The organism is Halobacillus rhizosphaerae (assembly GCF_046719735.1).
Taxonomy (GTDB): Bacteria; Bacillota; Bacilli; order Bacillales; family Halobacillaceae; genus Halobacillus_B; species Halobacillus_B rhizosphaerae.
In genome coordinates, this window is the sequence record NZ_JAUTWQ010000010.1 from 142660 (window position 1) to 164681 (window position 22022).

General features: G+C 41.9%; 24 protein-coding genes and 1 tRNA gene. 1 reads left to right on the plus strand and 24 read right to left on the minus strand.

The annotated features are described in order from the left end of the window. Positions 1-9: 9 nt before the first annotated feature. The 9 genes from gpmI to Q7A53_RS12320 form a co-directional block, all read right to left on the minus strand. Positions 10-1548 (minus strand): 2,3-bisphosphoglycerate-independent phosphoglycerate mutase, encoded by a 1539-nt coding sequence (gene gpmI, locus Q7A53_RS12280; RefSeq protein WP_411789465.1) that lies wholly within the window; start codon positions 1546-1548, stop codon positions 10-12. Beyond that, positions 1541-2302 (minus strand): triose-phosphate isomerase, encoded by a 762-nt coding sequence (tpiA, locus tag Q7A53_RS12285; protein WP_411789466.1) that lies wholly within the window; start codon positions 2300-2302, stop codon positions 1541-1543. Before tpiA ends, gpmI begins: the two co-directional genes overlap by 8 nt. 21 nt (positions 2303-2323) lie before the next feature. Beyond that, positions 2324-3505 carry a phosphoglycerate kinase gene (locus tag Q7A53_RS12290; protein WP_411789467.1) on the minus strand — a complete coding sequence of 394 codons (1182 nt, stop codon included), beginning with the start codon at positions 3503-3505 and terminating at the stop codon, positions 2324-2326. A gap of 180 nt (positions 3506-3685) precedes the next feature. After that, the gene (gene gap, locus Q7A53_RS12295) at positions 3686-4693 is read right to left on the minus strand and encodes a type I glyceraldehyde-3-phosphate dehydrogenase (RefSeq protein ID WP_411789468.1); all 1008 of its coding nucleotides are present in this window, start codon (positions 4691-4693) and stop codon (positions 3686-3688) included. Between the two features lie 37 nt (positions 4694-4730). Further along, a complete protein-coding gene (locus Q7A53_RS12300) occupies positions 4731-5759 on the minus strand; it encodes a sugar-binding transcriptional regulator (RefSeq protein ID WP_411789469.1) in 1029 nt (342 codons plus the stop codon). A 150-nt stretch (positions 5760-5909) separates the two neighbouring features. Then, complete coding sequence (locus tag Q7A53_RS12305; RefSeq protein WP_411789470.1) at positions 5910-6143, minus strand: glutaredoxin family protein; 234 nt, start codon at positions 6141-6143, stop codon at positions 5910-5912. Continuing rightward, positions 6140-7417, minus strand: a complete 1278-nt coding sequence (gene rpoN / locus Q7A53_RS12310; protein ID WP_411789471.1) for an RNA polymerase factor sigma-54 — start codon at positions 7415-7417, stop codon at positions 6140-6142. The genes Q7A53_RS12305 and rpoN overlap by 4 nt, the downstream gene beginning before the upstream one ends. Positions 7418-7490: 73 nt before the next feature. After that, positions 7491-7715 carry a hypothetical protein gene (locus Q7A53_RS12315; protein WP_411789472.1) on the minus strand — a complete coding sequence of 75 codons (225 nt, stop codon included), beginning with the start codon at positions 7713-7715 and terminating at the stop codon, positions 7491-7493. A gap of 323 nt (positions 7716-8038) precedes the next feature. Continuing rightward, a tRNA-Arg gene (locus Q7A53_RS12320) sits at positions 8039-8114 on the minus strand. Between the two features lie 343 nt (positions 8115-8457). Here Q7A53_RS12320 and clpP point away from each other — a divergent pair. Then, on the plus strand, positions 8458-9045 hold the full coding sequence (gene clpP / locus Q7A53_RS12325; protein WP_411789473.1) for an ATP-dependent Clp endopeptidase proteolytic subunit ClpP: 588 nt from the start codon (positions 8458-8460) through the stop codon (positions 9043-9045). A gap of 104 nt (positions 9046-9149) precedes the next feature. Here clpP and Q7A53_RS12330 read toward each other — a convergent pair whose 3' ends face one another. From Q7A53_RS12330 to Q7A53_RS12400, 15 genes are all read right to left on the minus strand, one after another. Further along, positions 9150-9404, minus strand: coding sequence for an HPr family phosphocarrier protein (locus Q7A53_RS12330; RefSeq protein ID WP_411789474.1), 255 nt, complete (start codon positions 9402-9404; stop codon positions 9150-9152). Between the two features lie 133 nt (positions 9405-9537). Further along, positions 9538-10494, minus strand: a complete 957-nt coding sequence (gene whiA, locus Q7A53_RS12335; RefSeq protein WP_411789475.1) for a DNA-binding protein WhiA — start codon at positions 10492-10494, stop codon at positions 9538-9540. A gap of 34 nt (positions 10495-10528) precedes the next feature. Next, positions 10529-11482, minus strand: coding sequence for a gluconeogenesis factor YvcK family protein (locus tag Q7A53_RS12340; protein WP_411789476.1), 954 nt, complete (start codon positions 11480-11482; stop codon positions 10529-10531). Positions 11483-11485: 3 nt separating this feature from the next. Beyond that, positions 11486-12370, minus strand: coding sequence for an RNase adapter RapZ (gene rapZ / locus Q7A53_RS12345; protein ID WP_411789477.1), 885 nt, complete (start codon positions 12368-12370; stop codon positions 11486-11488). A gap of 15 nt (positions 12371-12385) precedes the next feature. Further along, positions 12386-12853 (minus strand): 8-oxo-dGTP diphosphatase, encoded by a 468-nt coding sequence (locus tag Q7A53_RS12350; protein ID WP_411789478.1) that lies wholly within the window; start codon positions 12851-12853, stop codon positions 12386-12388. 232 nt (positions 12854-13085) lie between these two features. After that, positions 13086-14036 (minus strand): thioredoxin-disulfide reductase, encoded by a 951-nt coding sequence (gene trxB / locus Q7A53_RS12355; RefSeq protein WP_411789479.1) that lies wholly within the window; start codon positions 14034-14036, stop codon positions 13086-13088. 115 nt (positions 14037-14151) lie between these two features. Beyond that, on the minus strand, positions 14152-15168 hold the full coding sequence (locus Q7A53_RS12360; protein WP_411789480.1) for a tetratricopeptide repeat protein: 1017 nt from the start codon (positions 15166-15168) through the stop codon (positions 14152-14154). A gap of 98 nt (positions 15169-15266) precedes the next feature. Continuing rightward, the gene (gene hisIE / locus Q7A53_RS12365; RefSeq protein WP_411789481.1) at positions 15267-15890 is read right to left on the minus strand and encodes a bifunctional phosphoribosyl-AMP cyclohydrolase/phosphoribosyl-ATP diphosphatase HisIE; all 624 of its coding nucleotides are present in this window, start codon (positions 15888-15890) and stop codon (positions 15267-15269) included. Further along, the gene (hisF, locus tag Q7A53_RS12370; protein WP_411789482.1) at positions 15887-16645 is read right to left on the minus strand and encodes an imidazole glycerol phosphate synthase subunit HisF; all 759 of its coding nucleotides are present in this window, start codon (positions 16643-16645) and stop codon (positions 15887-15889) included. The genes hisIE and hisF overlap by 4 nt, the downstream gene beginning before the upstream one ends. A gap of 1 nt (position 16646) precedes the next feature. Further along, positions 16647-17378, minus strand: a complete 732-nt coding sequence (hisA, locus tag Q7A53_RS12375; RefSeq protein WP_411789483.1) for a 1-(5-phosphoribosyl)-5-[(5-phosphoribosylamino)methylideneamino]imidazole-4-carboxamide isomerase — start codon at positions 17376-17378, stop codon at positions 16647-16649. 12 nt (positions 17379-17390) lie between these two features. Continuing rightward, entirely contained in the window at positions 17391-18020 is a 630-nt protein-coding gene (gene hisH, locus Q7A53_RS12380) for an imidazole glycerol phosphate synthase subunit HisH (protein WP_411789484.1), read from the minus strand. After that, complete coding sequence (hisB, locus tag Q7A53_RS12385; protein ID WP_411789485.1) at positions 18021-18614, minus strand: imidazoleglycerol-phosphate dehydratase HisB; 594 nt, start codon at positions 18612-18614, stop codon at positions 18021-18023. Further along, the gene (hisD, locus tag Q7A53_RS12390) at positions 18611-19885 is read right to left on the minus strand and encodes a histidinol dehydrogenase (RefSeq protein ID WP_411789486.1); all 1275 of its coding nucleotides are present in this window, start codon (positions 19883-19885) and stop codon (positions 18611-18613) included. The genes hisB and hisD overlap by 4 nt, the downstream gene beginning before the upstream one ends. After that, positions 19882-20520, minus strand: coding sequence for an ATP phosphoribosyltransferase (gene hisG, locus Q7A53_RS12395; protein ID WP_411789487.1), 639 nt, complete (start codon positions 20518-20520; stop codon positions 19882-19884). The genes hisD and hisG overlap by 4 nt, the downstream gene beginning before the upstream one ends. Next, positions 20513-21679, minus strand: a complete 1167-nt coding sequence (locus Q7A53_RS12400) for an ATP phosphoribosyltransferase regulatory subunit (protein ID WP_411789488.1) — start codon at positions 21677-21679, stop codon at positions 20513-20515. Before Q7A53_RS12400 ends, hisG begins: the two co-directional genes overlap by 8 nt. Between the last annotated feature and the right edge of the window lie 343 nt (positions 21680-22022).

Consider the following 22022-nt stretch of genomic DNA (forward strand, 5'->3'; position numbering starts at 1 on the left):
ATCTCTCCCTTATTTTTTGATTAATGATTTTCCGGTCATTTCTTCCGGTTGTGTTACATCTAGTAATTCAAGCAATGTTGGTGATAAATCACCAAGAATTCCGCCTTCACGCAATTCAACACCATCTTTTGTTACAATGACAGGAACAGGATTCGTTGTATGAGCAGTCATCGGATCACCTTCAGGGGTCGTCACCTCATCAGAGTTTCCGTGATCTGCTGTAATAATCGCATGTCCGCCTTTGTCCTGGATTTTATCCACGATCTTGCCTAAACACTCATCTACCGCTTCAATCGCCTTTACAGTCGGTTCAAGCTTACCTGAGTGACCGACCATATCAGGATTGGCAAAGTTCAGTATAATCGCATTGTGCTTATCGGCATCTAACTCTTTTAATAGAGCATCTGTAACTTCATAAGCACTCATTTCCGGCTGCAAGTCATACGTTGCTACTTTGGGCGAATCAATAAGGATGCGCTCTTCCCCATTAAATTCTTCCTCGCGGCCGCCGCTCATGAAGAACGTTACGTGCGGATACTTTTCTGTTTCAGCAATACGTAATTGTTTCATTTGGTTGGATTCGAGTACTTCCCCAATCGTATTCTTCAGGTCATTCGGAGGGAAGGCAACTTTACTATTAACCGAATCACTATACTGAGTCATTCCCACAAAATGAATATTCTTCGGAGCGTTCTCTCCACGATCCATTTCGTCAAAATCATCATTCGCAAACATCCGTGATATTTGAATAGCACGGTCCGGTCGGAAATTAAAGAAGATTACGGAATCTTCATCCTCCATTTTTGCAACCGGGTTACCTGAATCATCTGTGAGAACAACGGGTATTACGAATTCATCATAAACCTCTTCTTGATAAGAAGCGTCAACCGCCTCAATAGGATCCTTAAAGGTTGGACCTTCTCCATAAGCAATGGCTTTATAAGCTTTCTCCTCGCGTTCCCAGCGATTATCACGGTCCATTGCATAGTAACGGCCGGAAAGAGTTGCGAATTGTCCAACGCCTAATTCATCCATCTTGTCCTGTGCTTGCTTAATATAAGTCTTGGCAGATTGCTGCCCAACGTCACGGCCATCTAAAAAGCCGTGGACATAGACTTTTTCAAGGTCTTCTTTTGCCGCCATTTCCAAGGTAGCAAACATGTGCTCTATATGACTGTGAATACCGCCATCAGAAAGAAGTCCAAAGATATGCAATGCTTTATTTTGTTCTTTTGCATGGCGTACAGCATTTAGAAGTACCTCGTTATCAAAGAAATCTCCTTCGCGTATGGAAAGATTGATTCGAGTGAGACTTTGATATACTACGCGTCCTGCTCCAATATTCAAATGGCCGACTTCAGAATTTCCCATTTGACCTTCTGGAAGCCCCACCGCTTCACCGCATGCCTGCAGCTGAGAATGCGGGAATTGCTTCCAATAACGATCAAAATTAGGAGTATTCGCATGTTTAACGGCATTGCCTTTTTCTTCATCACGAAGAGCAAAGCCGTCTAGAATAATAAGAGCGGCTAGGTTTTGATTACTCATGCTTACCTGCCTCCACTAATTTTAGGAATGAATCAGCTTCAAGACTTGCTCCGCCTACTAATGCACCATCAATATCTGATTGAGATAGAAGTTCGTCTACGTTCGCTGGCTTCACACTGCCGCCATACTGAATGCGTACAGCTTCTGCTGCATCACTGTTTACAAAATCAGCAACGACTTTTCTAATGTGAGTACAAACTTCATTCGCCTGTTCTGAAGTAGCAGTTCGGCCAGTACCAATCGCCCAAATCGGCTCATAGGCAATAATCACTTTTGCAGCTTGTTCATCGGTCAGGCCTTCCAGCGCTTTCTTCACTTGACCTTCCACATGATCCATCGTTTGATCCGCTTCACGCTGGTCCAGCGTTTCGCCAACACAAATAATGGGAGTCAGGTTGTGATTAAAAGCCGCATGAACTTTTTTGTTTACTTCTTCATCTGTTTCTTTAAATATTTCACGGCGCTCAGAGTGGCCTAAAACAACATACGTTACGCCAAGTTCTTTAAGCATAACGGGGCTTACTTCACCCGTGAAAGCACCTTTTTCTTCAAAATGCATGTTTTGTGCGCCGATTTCAAGCGGTGTTCCTTTTGTTTCTTCCACTAACTTTTGCAGAAATGGAAATGGAGCACAAATCACCGATTCCACTTGGTCTGAAGAAGGTACTTCATTTTTAGATGTTTGAATAAAGTCCTCAGCTTCTGTATGGACTTTATTCATTTTCCAGTTACCTGCTATCACTTGCTTACGCATGTATTCATCACCTCTCCTTAATTATTTATCATTAAGCAGTGCTACACCCGGAAGTTCTTTACCTTCCATAAATTCAAGTGAAGCACCACCGCCTGTTGATACATGATCCATAGAGTCCGCATAACCGAATTTCTCTACAGCAGCTGCGGAATCTCCCCCGCCTATCACTGTGTAGCCTTTCGTATCGGCTAATGCCTGTGCTACTGCTTTTGTACCATTTGCAAAGGTTTCAAGTTCAAATACACCCATAGGTCCATTCCAAATCACTAACTTGGAATCTTGGATGACTTTAGCATATTTTTCTCTTGTTTTCGAACCAATATCAAGCGCTTCCCAATCTGCAGGAATGCTGTCAATAGCCACTTCTTTTGTATTGGCTGAATCTGAAAAGTCATCTGCTACAATTACATCTTCCGGCATAAGGAAGTCGACACCTTTTTCTTCAGCTTTCTGCATATATTCTTTAGCTAAGTCAATCTTATCTTCTTCTAATAAAGATTTACCAACTTCGTGGCCCTGGGCTTTTACAAAGGTATAAGCAAGTCCACCGCCAATAATCAAGTGGTCTACTTTATCAATAAGATTGTCAATTACACCTATTTTATCTTTAACTTTCGCTCCTCCGATAATGGCTGTAAAAGGACGCTCCGGATCAGAAAGCGCTTGTCCTAAGACATTAATCTCTTTCTCCATAAGGAATCCAGCTACAGCAGGAAGATGTTCAGCTACTCCTGCAGTGGAGGCGTGGGCGCGGTGTGCTGCTCCAAAAGCATCGTTAACATATAAGTCTGCCATATCGGCAAAGGCTTGAGCTAATTCAGGGTCATTTTTCTCTTCTCCTGCATTAAACCGCACATTTTCAATTAAAAGCACATCGCCATTTCCCATTTCGGAAAGAGCTTTGTTTACTTCATCTCCATAGACTTCATCCGTTTTGGTAATCTCCTGCCCAAGCAAGTCGCTTAAACGCTTAGCAACAGGGTCCAGTCGAAGTTCTTCCACTACTTCTCCTTTTGGACGGCCTAAGTGGCTTGCAAGAATAACTTTCGCTCCATTTCCCGTTAAGTGCTTAATTGTGGGTAGGGCTGCTTTAATTCTTGTATCATCGGTCACTTCTCCATCGCTCATAGGAACGTTGAAATCAACACGGCAAAATACTGTTTTGCCATCAACTTCTACGTCACGAATTGTTTTCTTGTTCATGAGTTCGACAACCTCCTTGGTTTGTAGTCAGGATTGACCCTGCCCATTATGTACGTTTCCACAAACCAAGCCTGTGAAAACGCCCACGAGCAGGAAGCATGAAAACATGGATAAAGGAGGAGGACCTGAGACCTCCTCCTTTCTTATAGTGTTCTACTCATTTAACGTACGTTTGCCGGCTTACAGGCCTTTTTCTTTAAGGAATACAGCAAGGTCTACACAACGGCTGGAATAACCAAACTCATTGTCATACCAAGAAACAACTTTTACCATGTTGTCTTCTAAAGTAATAGTAGATAGAGCATCGATGGTAGAAGAGTTTGTATTACCATTGTAATCACTGGAAACTAGAGGCTCATCACTGTATCCAAGGATTCCTTTAAGGTTTCCTTCAGCTTCAGCTTTAAGAGCTTCGTTAACTTCTTCAGCAGTAACATTTGTATCTAGTTCAGCTACAAGGTCAACGATAGAAACGTTAGCTGTTGGCACACGCATAGCCATACCACTAAGTTTTCCTTCAAGTTGAGGAAGAACTTTCGCTACTGCTTGAGCAGCACCTGTAGTTGTTGGGATGATGTTCTGAGCTGCTGCACGGGCACGACGGTAGTCTTTGTGCGGCAGGTCAAGGATTTGCTGGTCGTTTGTGTAAGAGTGAACCGTAGTCATCATTCCACGTTTAAGTCCGAATTTATCGTTAAGAACTTTCGCGTATGGTGCAAGACAGTTTGTTGTACATGAAGCGTTAGAAATTACATGGTGGCTGTCTTTGTCGTATTGATCTTCGTTAACACCCATAACTACTGTAAGGTCTTCCTGCTTCGCTGGAGCAGAAATGATAACTTTTTTAGCACCTGCATCCAAGTGTTTCTTAGCATCTTCACGCTGTGTGAAACGACCAGTGGATTCAATAACTACTTCTACTCCAAGATCGCCCCAGCCTAATTGAGCTGGATCTTTTTCGGAAAGTACTTTGATTTCTTTTCCACCAACAATCAGGTTTTCACCATTAACCGTTACTTCTTGATCAAGACGGCCATGAACCGTGTCATACTGAAGTAAGTGGGCAAGCATATTCGCATCAGTTAAATCATTCACTGCTACTATTTCTACCTCATCGTTTTTTTGAGCGGCACGGAAAACATTACGTCCGATTCGTCCAAAACCGTTAATACCAATTCTTACAGTCATGCTAAATTCCTCCTTGGATTAAATACAAAATTTTATATTAAAGGGAAATTCCCCTTATTAACGCGTTGGCAGCACCTTCATCAGTAATCAGGACATTACTTTGTCCCGGCTGAAAATAAGATGCAATAGCTTGAGCTTTAGAGCGGCCACCTGCTACGGCAATTACCTGCTGAGTATACTTTAAATCTTCCAGTTGAAGACCCACCGTTCGAACCTTATGAACGATTTCACCTTCCATATTGAAATAATATCCAAAGGCTTCCCCTACAGCTTTGCTTTCCTTTATCTTTGCCAGCTGATCAGCAGGAGTTTTCCTTCGCTCTGCCATTGTAATAGCATCCCCTACGCCGTGAATCACAATCTCTGCATTTCTAATAATGTCTAATACTTCTCTAATCGCAGGTTCTTCTATAATGGTTTGATAGGATTCTTCACTTAAAGGATCAGGAACATACAAAAGCCGGTAATCTCCTCTTGCTTTTTTGGCCATCTCTGCACAAATTGTATTGGCCTGGTTTTCTACTCGTTCACCAAGCCCTCCTCGTGCAGGGACGAAAAGACAATTTTCTGCTTCTTGCAGCGGGGGCATCATTTCAGCGACCGCAGCCATCGTGCTGCCACCAGTAATGGCTACTGCCTGCCCCGGTTCAATTTGCTTTTTTAAGTATTGAACGCAAGCTTTTCCCATTTCTTGTTTAACCCAATGCAGCTCATCACTGTCCCCGGGCACTACAATAACGTAGTCTAGGTTTAATTTATCCTTTAATTGCTGCTCTAAAACCTTTATCCCTGTTATCTCTTTAATAAACTCCGCCAACTGCTCCAGAATGCTTTGTCCTTCATAAGTTAAATGCATCCCTTTGGAAGTAATAGCAACAGCACCTTGGTTACTAAGAAAGTCCACTTCACTGCGGACCGTCCGCTCTGCCAAGTCGAGATTTTCAGACAGGGTTCTGCGTCCCACAGGCTGCATGAGCTGAATATAGTACAGCATTTGATATCTTCGCTGCATAATTTCCAGCACCTCAGGAAATAATTTTGTTTGTAGATCAATTAAAGCTCTCATGGAAAAGCTCCTTCTATAAGAAATCCTTATACTGGGCAAATAATGTCCCGGTCAGTCATATAATGTCCCACTCGGAGCAAAAAAATATCCTTTTCACCATTAATATTAACAGTGTGAATTAAGGTGCGCAAGTCAAACGATGACGGCAAATTATTGTAAACGTTCTCTTAGTGAAGACAAATTGATCGAGCGGTAATCCAGTTCTTCCCCGTTAATAATGACCACCGGAATCTCCAGCATATATCGCTGAAGTAACTCCTCATTCTTCTCAATATCGATCTCCGTAACCTCTATTTCTGTTTCCCATGCTGCCATTTCGATTATCGTCCTCATTTCTTCACACAAATGACAGCCCTTCCTCATAAGCAGCTGAATGTGATTCATAATCCCGCTCCTTTTAACTTTTTCCTTACCCTTGAAGCTGGAATCCCCATGCTTTCTCTATATTTAGAAATCGTCCTTCGCGCACACAAAACCCCGTAATTGCTCTGCAAATCCTTAGAAATCTGCTCATCTGAATATGGTTTCTCCGCCTCTTCTTTACCTACCCATTCCTTTATAAAATGCTTCACTACGCTAGAGGAAATGTGTTGACCGTTGTTCATGGGAACACTGCTTGAAAATAGGAACGCCAGGGATAGGACGCCATTTTCCGTTTGAATATATTTGTTGGCAATCGTTCTGCTGATGGTAGAAACATGAACGTTCAGTTCATCTGCTACATCTTGCTGGCGAAGCGGTTTAAGCATAAACAATCCATTTGTAAAATACGCCTCCTGATAATCCAGCAGCCATTTAAGGATATCTGTAAATGTAGAGGATCTGTAGGTAACCAGCTTCTGCAGCTGAATCGCTTCTTTATGCTTTTGTTCAATATAGACAGCGGCTTCCTCATCAGCAGAATCAAACGCTGCCGCATTCACCCTGACCTGCGGAAAACACCAGGAATTTAAGGAAAACTCCACTTTCCCTTGTACTACATAGATAAACGCTTCTGGAACGATCTTCTGGTTTCCTTCTGAGATCAAACCCCTGCCAGGATGTATGGAACAGTCTTTCATCTGATCCAGAGCTTCATACAACTCATCTATTGTGCAGCCCAGGCTTGCCTGGATACGGTCAAAATCAATATTTTTCAAGTCGAAAAAATAGTCTTTAACAATCTGAACAGCTAGATGAGCATTCTTTTTCCTCTGCAATTGGAGAATAAAACACTCTTGAATTCCCCTTGCTCCTATACCTACTGGCTCCAGTTGATGAAGAAGACCGCAGGCAGATTCGAAAACTTCCCTGTTTCCATATCCAAGCTTGTCCCATTCTTCACCACTAATAGTAAGATACCCTTCATCATTTATATAATCAATTAAGTGGATGCCGGCAGCTTCCAGCTCTGCACTAGCTCCAAGCTCTTTCATTTGAAGTTTGAGCTTCTCTCGGCCATTCACCGCGTATGCCGTCTCTCTTAGTTCGTACCCATTAGACTGCATAGGAAGGTCTTGCGAAGAATCTAAAGGCTCTAATAAAGGATTGTCTAATACTTCTTTTTGAATATATTCACGGAGCTCAATTCCAGGCAATTGTAATAGATGGACGCCCAGCTGCAGCTGCTTACTCAACTTCATCTGGACCGACTGCTCTTGGTGTAGTTGCTGCTTCAATTGGCACGCCTCCCTGAGCTATTATACCACGAGTGACAACGCTTTCTTAAGCAAAAATAAAAGAAGGACACACTCAGGAAGCGTGTCCTTTATTATCATAAAAACCATGGTCAATTTTTAATTTACGTTTTTCCAAGAAAAGTGATAATTCTTCGCCCGCATACTGCTCAGGGGCACGCTGTAATAGCTCGTAGTTAAAAGATAACTTTTGCTGTTCTTGCATATCAAACACATGTATTCGTCGATCTTCCGAAACTCTTTCAGTAGACAACATTTTATAGCGGATAATGTTGGTCATAATAACCTCATTTCTTTATCCTAAAGCAGAAACAATACTTTCATCTCTAATCTGTTTACTTATCATAACACAATTCAGCCCTTTAAGAAACTACATTAACATAACTTTCCCAAACATTTGTTTGTAATAGTTTTGTAGTCTTTGTGTCATAAACTTAATTCAAATCCAAAGGGGCACTGCGCTTCCTTGCTTCTATAAATTGTTATTCAAATATACTCTAAATTTAAATTCGAGCATTCCTTACATCTTATTAAACAAAAAAACTCCTAAAAGGTATCTCATATACCATTTAGGAGCTTTGATTAAGATGTTCACTTACTTAGCGCGCCCGAGAGGATTCGAACCTCCGACTGACGTAGAACCGGAATCTACCGCTCTATCCAGCTGAGCTACGGGCGCAAAATGACATGCAAGAATTATTATACGAAGAACTAAGGAATTACGCAAGCCCTTAGAGAAAGAAAGTTTAATATTTTTATTTTATCCCAAGTCTTTGGACGATAGGGAAGAGCAACAAAAAATTATCACACTTTCAATTTCACAGAAAGTATCCCAGAAAAAATGTCGTATTTCCTCAATAAATGATGAATTTAACCTCCTATGTTTATCCAAAAATTATTAGGGAAAGATGGTATAAGGTAAAGTGAGAAAAAGGACAGACATTTTGTTTGACCTTTATTGACCTTAAATGTATGATAAACATATTCCATCATAATTAAGTGATGAAAAGGAGGAAATTACATTGAATTTAGTTCCTACAGTAATAGAACAAACAAACCGCGGAGAACGTGCCTATGACATTTATTCCCGCTTATTAAAAGACCGTATCATTATGCTTGGCAGTGCGATCGATGACAATGTTTCGAACTCCATTGTGGCGCAGCTTCTTTTCCTTGCAGCGGATGATCCGGACAAAGACATCTCCCTTTACATTAACTCTCCGGGCGGATCTATCACTGCCGGAATGGCTATTTTTGACACGATGCAGTTTATTAAACCTAACGTTTCTACAATCTGCACAGGTATGGCTGCTTCAATGGGAGCTTTCCTGCTTAATGCCGGTGAAAAAGGCAAACGTTATGCCCTTCCAAATAGTGAAGTCATGATCCACCAGCCTCTTGGAGGAACTCAAGGTCAGGCATCTGATATTGAAATCCATGCAAAGCGTATCATTAAAATGCGAGAGAAATTAAATCAGATTCTATCTGAGCGTACCGGTCAGCCTATTGAGGTTATTGAACGTGATACAGACCGCGATAACTTCATGTCTGCTCACGATGCTGTAGAGTATGGCTTGATTGATAAGGTTATGGAGAAAACAGGAGAATAATAGCTGTAACAAAAACGCTGCGATTTGATCGCAGCGTTTTTTTATTGAGAAACTATGGTATCGTTCTCTTATTTCTTATGTTCATTTTTTCACATAAAGATCAATTATTTTTCCTTAATAAAGTCGGTGAGTTCTTCCATCGCGGTTTCTTCATCGGTCCCATCTGCAATGATCATTATCTCTTCGCCATGACCCACAGCCAGGCTCATTAAGCCCATAATACTCTTAGCGTTAATTCGTTTCTTATCCTTCTCAATAAAGATATCTGCTACAAAGCGATTTGCTTGTTGAACAAATTGAGCTGCTGGTCTTGCTTGCAGTCCTGTTTCAAGCTCCACTTCCAACGATCGTTCAATCACTAATTATTCTCCTCTCTCCAACTGAAATACTCTCTTTCAATAACGTACTCTTAGTTAAATATGGAAAAACGCCCTCATTTTTGAAAGCGTTTTATATTTGTCATCATTATAGCATGAATCTCAAAAGAATACATTAATTTTGAGAGTTTTCGGTCACTTCACCTTTACGGACTTTGTCTGCAAATTCATCAATCTTCCGGAGCCTGTGGTTAATCCCGGATTTACTTATAGTGCCTCCGGAAACATATTCTCCTAATTCTTTCAAAGAAACATCCTGGTGTTGGAGACGAAGAGATGCAATTTCCTGCAGCTTACCCGGAAGTGCTTCCAAACCAACCGTACGTTTAATAAATTTAATATTCTCCACTTGTCTAAATGCCGCGCCAATCGTTTTATTTAAGTTCGCTGTTTCACAATTTACTAAGCGATTCACTGAATTCCGCATATCGCGTACGATGCGCACATCTTCAAACTTAAACAAAGCCTGATGAGCACCAATGTTACTGATCAACTCAGTAATCTTATCCGCTTCTTTTAAATAAGTAATGAAGCCTTTCTTTCTTTCAAGTGTGCGAGCATGCAGTCCAAAGCTGTTCATTAACTCACATAATGCCTGATTATGCTCTGGGTCAGAAGAATAGATTTCCAAATGATAAGAAGATGTTTCCGGATTATTGACTGAGCCTCCTGCAAGGAAAGCTCCACGCAAGTAAGCTCGTTTACAGCAAGTATCCTGTAAGTATTTAGCAGGAATCTGCGGGTTTATCGATAAAGGACCTATCAGTATTTCTAAATCCTTCAATACTTTGTCCGCATTTTCCGTCATACGGACTATATACACATTGTTTTTCTTCAGCCGCATTTTTTTTCGTACCAGCAGTTCCACTGGATACAGATACAGCTTTTTAATCAGCATATAAATGCGCCTTGCTATGGCAGCATTTTCTGTTTGAATATCTAAGAAATACTCTCGATTAGACATAGAAAATGTACCATTCATACGAACAAGAGCAGCAAGCTCCGATTCAAGACAGCATTCATCTGCCTCAACATTCGTTAATTCTTTTTTTATTTCTGAAGCAAAAGACATACTAGTACACCTCCTCTAAAACACAAACGACAGACTAGAGCATCGAATAAATTAATTGGGCGAGTTTCGTCGTATCATGCCGTAACATGGATTGACTTTGGTCAATAATATCTTCTTCTACAACCTTCAGTCCCATATTTTTAATACGGTCAATATCGTAGACAACCGGCTCTGCATTTTCCTCTGCATAAACCTTTCTCACACGTTTCGCTATGGGAACGTTATGGACAATTATAGAATGGATACAATCTTCTCCAATATGGTCAAATAGGGCCTGCACGTGATCGGCAGCTGTATAGCCGGATGTTTCGCCTTCCTGAGTCATAACATTACAAACGTATGTTACTTTGGCTTTCGTTTCACGTAAAGCTTGCCCTATTTCTGGAATAATAATATTGGGAAGGATACTTGTATATAGACTGCCTGGAGCAATCACGATCAAATCTGCTGCTTTAATCGCTTCGATTGCTTCCGGCAGCGGTTTAACAGGAAGCGGACTTAAATAAACCCGCTTAATTCTTTTATTTTGCTGAGGAATGGTCGACTCTCCGGTAACCACTGTTCCGTCGTCCATTTCGGCATGAAGATTCATCGAATGATTAGCGATCGGATAAATACTGCCCTTAACGTTTAAAACCCGGCTGATTTCTTTAATTCCATGATAAAAATCTCCTGTCATAGAAGCCATGGCTGCCAACAAGAGATTCCCCATAGAATGACCTGATAATCCGTTGCCGTTTTTAAAGCGGTGCTGAAACAAATCAAGGAGCATTGGTTCTGCTTCTGATAAGGCAGCGACCACATTACGAATGTCTCCGGGTGCCGGAATTTCCATTTCTTTACGTAAACGACCAGAGCTCCCTCCATCGTCAGCAACAGTCACGATCGCCGACAAGTGAATGGGAAAATATTTCAAACCGCGGAGAAGTACGGGCATACCCGTTCCTCCCCCGATAACGACAACACGAGGTTCGGTTGTATTGGTCATGAATTATAAACCCTTTCTTTTTTCAATATCTCGGTGAGTGACATGCGTTAAAAAATCACTCGAGAAATATTCACTTAAGTACTCCGCAATGGCAACAGAGCGGTGCTGTCCGCCGGTACAGCCAATAGCTACAACGAGCTGGCTTTTGCCTTCCCGCTTATACTGGGGAAGCATAAATTGCAGGAGATCTTTCAGTTTCACCAGGAATTTCTGAGTTTCAGACCATTTAAATACGTAAGAGGCGACCTCTTCATTAAGCCCTGTCATCGGCCTCATATGATCAATATAATGAGGGTTAGGCAGGAATCGCACATCAAACATTAAGTCCGCATCGATCGGAACCCCATACTTAAAACCAAAGGAAACCATTTGAACTGTAAATACCTGCTGTTCCTGCTCCCGGTATTTCTCGAGAATCATTTCTCGAAGTTCCTTTGGTTTTAGACTAGTCGTATTGATGAGTGTTTGTGCGCGTCCTTTTAATTCATCAAGCATATTTCTTTCTCTTCCAATTCCTTCAAGCGGCAAGCCTTCTTTAGCTAAAGGATGAGACCGTCTTGTTTCTTTATAACGGGAGACAAGGGTCTGATCATCTGCATCCAAAAAGAGAATGTGTTCTTGCAGCCATTCCTCCTGACCGAGCCTGTCCAGGGCATCAAACAAAGAATCAAAGAACTCACGCCCGCGCAAATCCATAACTAGGGCAACATTTTGAATATTGTTAGTTGAATCCTTCATAAGTTCAAGGAATTTCGGCAGTAAAGCAGGCGGCAGATTATCCACACAGAAGAAGCCTAAATCTTCAAAGCTCTGCACGGCCACCGTTTTACCCGCTCCGGACATACCCGTAATAATGACAAGCTGTGTATTTTTCGATTGTTTGGCCATGGCTATCGCTCCTTGTTATTCAGGTCGGGATGGATCTAAGTCCTGATCAATCAGTTTAAAATCAGTGGTATAGACGAAGGTTCCATATATTTGTTCATCACTTTCAAGGATGTGCTTAAAAATAAACCGGTCTCCTTCTGCCATTGGTTTGTTCAGCACTTCATCAACAGGGACCCACTCCAGCTGGCCCTCTTCGCTCACTTCTAGAAGATCTCCTGTATAGTCAGTACTATAGAAGGTAAACATCATCCATTCCTGCTTTGTCACCTGCTCATCACGCATGACAAAAGTAAAAGAACCTCGCAGTTCAGGATTGTCCACGGTCAGCCCCGTTTCTTCTCTGAACTCTCTAACGGCAGAATCCTTAATATTCTCTCCAGCTTCCATTTTACCGCCAGGGGCTACATACCACCCACGGCTTGGCTTTTTTAACATTAAGACATGATTATTTATTCGTAAAATACAATTGGATACACGTTGCATGTTCGTCACCTCATTTTCTCTCTAGAGGGCATCTTTAACCATTATACAATGAATATTCATATCCCTACAATATTATGATTACTTATTCAAAAAATGAACAAAAAAATGCACAGGTGAAATCACCTGTGCCTAATAGAGATCTATCTATTAAAAGGGGGTCAATTAATCACTTACATTGTACCCTACAAATATTTCATAGGTGTTACAGCATAGTTAAAATGAAGTTACTTTTTTATTTTACAACCTTCAGTTCTTCAAGAAGGTTTTCAATATAATGTTGAGCTGACTGAGCAGCTATACTTCCATCTCCTGTTGCTGTAACAATCTGCCGCAATTCTTTCTCACGAATATCTCCTGCCGCAAATACCCCAGGCACTTTTGTTTCCATCCGTTCGTCTGTTTCAATATAGCCTTGCTCATTAGTAATTCCAAGACTCTCAAAAGGTTTACTCAATGGAATCATTCCGATGTAGATAAACGTTCCATCGGTCTTAAAGTCATACTCTTGATTTGTCCTCTGGTTACTCAACGTCACACTGCCCACTTTTCCATCTTTTTCATTAATAGATGTCACGACTGTATCCCAGATAAAGTCGATTTTATCGTTATCAAAGGCACGATCCTGCAGAATCTTCTGGGCACGAAGAGCGTCACGGCGGTGAACAATCGTCACTTTACTTGCAAATCGTGTTAAATAAACACCCTCTTCAACCGCAGAGTCACCTCCGCCGACCACAACCAGCTCTTTGTTACGGAAAAAGGCGCCATCACAAACTGCACAGTAAGAAACTCCGCGGCCGCCTAGTTCTCTTTCCCCAGGCACTCCAAGCTCTTTATACTGAGCTCCAGTAGTGATAATGATTGTGCGAGCTTTATACTCTTTTTTTCCTGCGATGATCGTTTTATATTCTTTTCCATCAATTACTTCTTTAATGTCTCCGTAAGCATATTCTGCTCCGAATTTCTTTGCATGCTCGAACATTTTATTCGAAAGATCAGGACCAAGAATACTTTCATATCCTGGATAATTCTCTACATCTTCCGTGTTTGCCATTTGACCGCCTGGCACTCCACGCTCAAGCATCAAGGTGTCAAGGTTGGCGCGGGAAGTATAAACCGCCGCTGTCATGCCTGCGGGTCCGGCCCCTGCGATAATCACATCATATATGCGTTCTTCCGTCATCGATGATCAACTCCTTGTGATTCCATTGACTCAATTTATTTTCCTACCTTATCATATTAAATCTTAATTTAGGCGTCCATTATTCTGCTTTCCATCTATGAAGACGAGAGTGCATTCAGCTTTCAATCCAAGGTCCGCCTTCTTCACTGAGTTTAGGGAACTTCTGACAGCCTTTCTCCCAAAGCTGAAGCGCCTTTGAAGGATTTCCTGTATGGTATATAGCAATGCTGTACCACTTAAAATAAACACGGCGTTTGACCACTTGTTTATTTCCAAGCTTGCGAAACCGATCAATCGCTTCCTCATAATAACCTGCGCGAGTAAGGATTTCTGCTACAGCTAGTTTTTGCTGATCATGCATAGGAAATACATTTCTTAAGCGATTTACATGAACCATCGCCTCGTCATCATTTCCCTGAAGCAGTAAAAACTTTGCTAAGTTTACATGACTGTGGATATTTGTATGATCTTTATCTAGCCACTGTTTTTCTAAATCGAGAGCTTTCTTTTCATTCCCATTTTTAAATAATGCATAGGCATACTTATGCTGAGCTAATGAAAAGTCAGGAAATAATTGCATCATTTCTTCCAAAACAGCAAGCGCCTGTTCCCACTCTTCCTGTTCTAAGTGATAAAATGCCGTTTCTTGATAAATAAGCAGCTCATCTTCGTCATCGAATGCCCATTCATCTTCCTCTTCTTCGTCGTCAAGAGAATTCAGCATATCTAATAACTGCTCTGCTGCTTCGTCAAACTCTCCATCCTCTGATTTCTCGATGTAGAGCTCTACATATTTCTTTGCATCATTTAATAATCCAAGGTGTGCATAGTTATTAGCAAGTAAATAGTAGCAGTCGACGTACTCTTTGCCAAACTTTGCCAGAACCTCTGTTAACAACTGATTTGCCGCATGATAAGAGCCAACTTCCGTATAAACGACCGAAAGCTGGCATTGGTATAACGGTTCATCAGGAGCAGCTTCCATAGCTTTTTTAAGCCATTTTACAGCAGCAGTGAACCGGCGCTTTTGAAAAGCCTGGATCCCATGCGTGAAATAAAAATTTCCCGTTGGCAGAAATGGAATCACATTTGTATTCTCTTGGACTGCTGTGCTCTTTGATGATATTGTCATGACGGCCCCCCTATTTCCGTTTCAAATCTCACTAATTAAGCAGTATAACATACTATTGCCTAATGAAATAGGAGGAATTTCATAGAATCCTGTCGAAATTACTGGTGACGCTCTTCAAGAACTTCAAACACTTGGTCTAATGTGACGCCGCGATCTGTGAGGAGTAATAGTAAATGGAAGAGTAAATCAGCGGATTCCATTGAAAGTTCCTGAGGATCATCATTCTTAGCTGCAATAATCACCTCTCCCGCTTCTTCTCCAATTTTCTTAGCGATCCGGTCAACGCCTTCCTGAAACAACTGGGACGTATATGAACCCTCTGGTAACAGCGTTTTGCGTTCGGCCAGCACTTCTTGCAGTTTATCCAGAATTTGATAACGGTGTGACTCTATTTTTACAGAAGTTTCCGTCAAACTATCGGAAAAACAGCTGTAGCTGCCAGTGTGACAAGCCGGGCCAGTTGGAATGACCTGAACAAGAAGGGCATCCTGATCACAATCATAATGAAGGCTTGCCACTTTTTGTGTGTTTCCAGAGGTTTGCCCTTTATGCCACAATTCTTGTCGAGAGCGGCTGTAAAAAACAGTTTCCCCTTTTTCTAACGTAAGCTTAAGAGATTCTTTATTCATATAAGCTAGTGTCAGGACTGTTTTAGATCGAGCATCTTGAACTATAGCGGGAACGAGTCCATCTTCACCAAACTTAATCTCCTCAATATTCATCGCACAGGCACTCCTTTTTCCTTTAAGTATTCTTTTACATTTCTTACAGAGGTTTCTTTATAATGAAAAATGGAGGCAGCTAAAGCAGCATCAGCCTCTGCTTTGGTAAAGACCTCATAAAAATCTTCTGCAGATCCCGCTCCTCCTGAAGCAATTACGGGTACATTCACTATTTCTTGAACAGCTTGCATTAAAGGCAAATCAAAACCAGATTTTTCTCCGTCTTTATCCATCGAGGTCACCAATAGTTCTCCTGCTCCCAGTTCCACTGCTTTCTTAGCCCAGTCAGTGATGAGCCATTCTGTTGGTGTCCGGCCCCCGTGGGTATAGACTCTCCAAGTGCCTAACTCTTCATCATAACGAGCATCGATAGCGACTACAATGCACTGGCTGCCAAAATAATCCGAGCCTTCTTGAATTAATTCAGGGCGATTAACGGCGGCAGAATTTAAAGAAACTTTATCCGCCCCATTTCTAAGGGTTTCCTTAATGTCCTCTAAAGTACGAATACCTCCACCGACTGTGAAGGGAATAGCAAGTTCTGAGGCAACAGAGCGAACTACATCAATCATCGTTTTTCTGCCTTCATGAGTTGCTGAAATATCTAAGAACACGAGTTCATCTGCTCCTTGCTGGTCATATACTTTGGCTAATTCCACTGGATCTCCTGCATCACGGATATCGACAAACTGGATACCTTTCACGACCCGTCCTTCTTTCACGTCAAGACAAGGAATAATACGCTTTGAAAGCATGTTAATCAACCTCCGATTCGAGGGCCTGCTTCAGACTGAATTGCTTGGTGTAGAGAGCCTTCCCTACGATCGATCCAATCACATGATCCTCACGATATTTTTTTAATTCTTGCAAATCGTCGAGCCCCTGAATTCCGCCTGAAGCTATTACGTTCACCCCAGTGACTCTTCCCAGTCTGACAATTTCTTTGACGTTTGGACCTGATAACATACCGTCTTTCGCAATATCCGTGTAGATGAACGTTCGGGCTCCTGCATTTGCTAGTTCAAGCCCTAAGTCTACTGCCTGTATTTGCGATCGTTCAAGCCAGCCTTCCGTTGCCACGTATCCATCCCTGGCATCCAAACCAATCACGATTTGACTTCCAAATTTGCTTAATAATTCTTTTGTCAGTTCTAGGTTTCTAACAGCTAAAGAACCGATAATGACCCGGTCGACTCCCTGCTCAAGGTAAAAACGCACATCGGCCTCTGAACGAATACCTCCGCCAATTTGCACGTGGCAGTCTAATTCCCTCGCTGCCCTTATTACATGTTCCGCGTTTTTTCTCGATCCTTCCTTGGCACCGTCTAAATCTACCATATGGATCCAGGAAGCTCCCGCCGCTGCAAATTCCTGAGCTATTTCATACGGATTTTCTCCATAGATTGTTTGTTTATCAAAATCTCCCTGTTCCAACCGCACACATTTCCCGTCACGCATATCAATTGCTGGATAGATTGTAAAACTCATGACAATTACTCCTCACTGTTTAACCATTCGTTTACAAAAATTTTCAAGCAGTTTCATTCCCGCTGATCCACTTTTCTCTGGGTGGAACTGGCTGGCTGCTAATTGGCCTTTTCCTACCACAGCTGGTACCTGCTGATGATAATCCGCCGCCGCGTATAATATAGAATCATCCTCTGTTTTCACCACATACGAATGGACAAAGTAGACATAATCTTCTCCCACATTTGTAACAATAGATTGACCGGGCTGATAAATCTGTAATTGATTCCAGCCCATATGCGGCACCTTGTACGGACGTTTTTCCGCATCGATACCAGAAAATTTGACAATATTTCCAGGGAAATAACCGAGGCCCTTCGTATGTCCGCCTTCTTCACTCGACTCGAATAACAGCTGCATACCTAAACAAATCCCATAAAGCGGCACTTCTTCTTCCACCTTACGCTGAATAAAATCGATAAATCCATGCTCTTTTAAAGCTTTCATTGCATCTGGAAATGCTCCTACGCCAGGGAGAATATAGCCATTACAATCTTCGATTAAGTATGGCCTGTTTCCCAGCTTATAGGGGACATTCAAACGTTCCAGTGCTTTCGAAACACTAAACAAATTTCCCATGCCGTAATCAATAACGCCAATCATTTATAAACTCCCTTTCGTGCTAGGAACTCCTTTTACTCTCGGATCTATCATAGTAGCTTCATCAAGAGCCCGGCCGAACGCCTTAAACATCGCTTCGATAATATGATGCGTATTATGACCATGGTGCAGCACTATATGCAGATTCATTCTAGCTTCTATTGCTAATTTCCAAAAAAATTCATGAACATTTTCTGTGTCAAAAGTTCCTACTCGTGCACCAGGAAGTGCGGCTTTCCATTCAAAGTGTGGGCGATCACTTAAATCCACAGCTACAGTTACCAGCGCCTCGTCCATAGGAAGCGTCATTGAACCATAACGCTTCATCCCATGTTTATCGCCCATAGCCTGGCGTAATGCCTGTCCAAGACATATGCCAATATCTTCGGTGATATGATGGTCATCGACTTCTACGTCACCATAACCTTTTACGGATAGATCAAACAAACCGTGCTTTGTAAATAACTCCAGCATATGAGCAAGAAATGGAACTTGAACATCTAACTCGGAGGTGCCTCCTCCATCCATTGAGAAATCTAAATGGACGTCCGTTTCTCTTGTTTTCCGTTCAATTACCGCTCTTCGTTCCTCCGTCATTTCCATCGCTCCTTACGCATTTCCACTGCCCTGGCATGAGCTTCCAAACCTTCTAATCGTGCGAAGCGGGCAATTTTATCTGCATTCTTTTGTAATGCTTCCTCACTATAAGATATCACACTTGATTTTTTAACAAAGTCATCCACGTTCAACGGGCTAGAGAATCTAGCGGTGCCATTAGTGGGGAGGACATGGTTCGGTCCTGCAAAATAATCTCCGACTGGCTCACTGCTGTATGGCCCTAAAAATATGGCACCCGCGTGTTTGATTTTACCTAGCTGTTGAAAAGGATCCTTCGTTACTACTTCTAAGTGTTCAGGAGCAATTTCATTAACGGTTTCCAAAGCTTCATCTAAATGACGGCATAAGATGATCATGCCAAACTTTTCTATACTAGCTCTAGCAATCGCCTTGCGCGGCAAATTGGCGAGCTGAGTTTCGATTTCTTGCTTCACCTCTTCCGCCAATGAACGGCAGGTGGTGATTAACAAACTGGAAGAACGGGCATCGTGCTCGGCCTGCGATAACAAATCAGACGCAACTTCTCCCGCGACTGCTGTTTCGTCTGCCAGAATAGCGATCTCGCTTGGACCGGCAATCATATCTATATCAACATCCCCAAACACTTCTCGTTTTGCAAGAGCAACAAATATGTTCCCCGGTCCGGTAATTTTATCTACGGTCGGGATCGTTTCCGTTCCGTAGGCAAGGGCTGCGATCGCCTGAGCTCCGCCCACCTTATAAATATGATCAATTCCTAAAATATGAGCAGCCAACAGTACACCATCAGGGACTTTGCCATCTTTACCAGGAGGTGTGACCATATAAATATTTGTCACTCCAGCAACTTGGGCAGGAATAATATTCATGAAAACAGAGGAAGGGTACGCCGCAGTGCCTCCAGGAACATACACCCCGGCAGATTCAATCGGAGTGATTTTCTGCCCTAGAATCGTACCGTCAGTAGAGGTATCAAACCAAGAAGTAGAAGTTTGCTTCTCATGAAATTGACGGATGTTATCAGCAGCTTCTTGAAGAATCTCTACAAATTCCCCATCTAATGCTTGATAGGCAGCTTCAATTTCTTCTGGCTGCACCTTCAAGGAGTGTAAGGACACTCCATCAAATGTTTCGGTATAGTGATATAACGCCGTATCGCCTTGATTTCTAACTGCCGAAATAATCTCTTTTACACTCTTCCGCTGATCTTCTGTCCCCTGATCAACCCGACGTTTTATCGAAGTGAGTTCTTCTCTATCAATTATGTTCATGAAGACTTCACCTCCATAACGTCACTCAAATTCTGAACCATTTCATCGATTTCAGAGCTTTTCAGCCGATAACTGACCGGGTTAACAATCAGTCTGGAGGTAATGTCAGCAATTTTCTCATACTCTATCAGTCCATTTTCTTTAAGGGTCCGTCCTGTGGAAACAATATCCACAATGCGGTCTGCCAATCCGATTAGTGGAGCCAATTCAATTGAACCGTTAAGAGGAATGATTTCAATCTGCGCCCCTTTTTCTCGAAAATAGTCAGACGCAACTTTAGGGTACTTCGTCGCAATTTTTGGTGCGATTCGACTAAGAGGCTGATTGGGTAACCCAGCAACCGCAATATAGCAGGGACTGATTTTCAAATCCAGAACTTCATAAACATCTCTATCTTGCTCAAGCAACACATCTTTACCAGCAATACCAATATCCGCTGCCCCATATTCTACATAGGTGACCACATCCATCGGTTTAGCCATCATAATTTGAATGTTTTGCTCGGGAAACTCCAGAATCAGTTTTCTTGATTTCTCTGATTCAGCTCCTAAATCATAGCCCGCCTGCTTCATTAAAGCTGCCGCTTCTTCATAGATCCTTCCTTTTGGCATGGCAATCGTTAAAGGCTTATTCATCCTGATCGTCTCCCTCCGTTAAATTGATCGTTTTAACCAAGTCCTGTTTGAAAGCATCTACGCTTGGAATTTGGTCTAAATGCTGCAACAGTACTTGATAGCCTAGTTCACGGAGTTCCTTAGCTTTTTGAATGCCATGAGCATGTGTATCATCGTCGAAAATGACCGCTACACGCTCATCTTGTTCTTCTTGTTCATTCAAAGCTTCTACAAGCCGTTCCACCCGAATCGCAAAACCCGTGGCAGAAGCATTCAATTCAAAGGTCGGAAGCAACTGGTCATAGCGGCCTCCGTTACACAGCAAGGCACCAAGATTAGGAGCATAACCTTCAAACAAAATGCCGGTGTAATAATTCATATGGCTGATTAAATTCATATCAAAATGAATATACTGTTCCACATCGTAATGCTTTAATAAGCGATATAACTGCTTCAGTTCGTTAACCGCAGAAATACAAGCCTGATTTCTTGCCAGAGATTTACTTTGGTCGAAGATCTCTTCCCCGCCCCTTAACGTAAGTAATTTCAGCAATGCTTCCTTCGATTCGTGCGGCAGCTGAAGGGATTTAACCATTTCCCGATAACCAACATAATTTTTTCTATATAAATAACTTAATAACGATTCAATCGCTGGTTCGTCATCTCCCATAACATCATAGAAGAAATTCTTCACATAGCCTATATGTCCTACAGTGATGACAAAGTCTTTTAAACCAGTTTCTTTTAGGGATTCCACCAATAATGAGATCACTTCAGCATCTGCATAGGAGGACTGGTCGCCAATTAATTCTGTTCCTACTTGTTCAAACTGGGCTGGTTTACCGCCTTCGGTCTGCTGAGCACGGAAAACAGGGCCATCATAAGCCAGTCTTAAAGGAAATTCTGCATTTTTTAATTGGGAGGCAGCCACCCGCGCAATTGGAGCTGTCATATCAGGACGGAGTACTAGAGAATGCCCCTGCTGATCTAGTAATTTGAATAGCTGCTGATCAAGCGTAGCACTTACTTTCCCAATGGTTTCATGGTACTCAAGCAGCGGGGTATCCATAAATGAATAGCCATACGATAAGATAGACTCCGATAATTGCTGTCTTGCTCTTTTCTTCTGGTTATAAAAAAAAGGAAGCGTATCGCGCATTCCTAATGGTTTTTCAAACATAAGTCTTTTCCCCAATGAAATTCATTCCTTTCGACAAATCCTTTAGCTTGCTAATATGCTAACAAAATAAAGAAATAGCGTCAATTGCTAGATTTCTACTTATTATTCGTTCCCTCTTTCATCATAGCAGAAACAACGACCAATGAATGGTTCTTTAGCAGAGACAAATGATTTTATTCACTAGTTCGTGGCTGGGACATAAGGAAATCCCCCCATCTTTGTTCATCTATGGAATACAACATAAAAAAAGTAAGTATTTGTTCTCTGAAACGTTTGAATGTCTCTTGAACACAAAAAATCCGAATAATGATCGAAATATGCCGTAAACATTTCATCATTATTC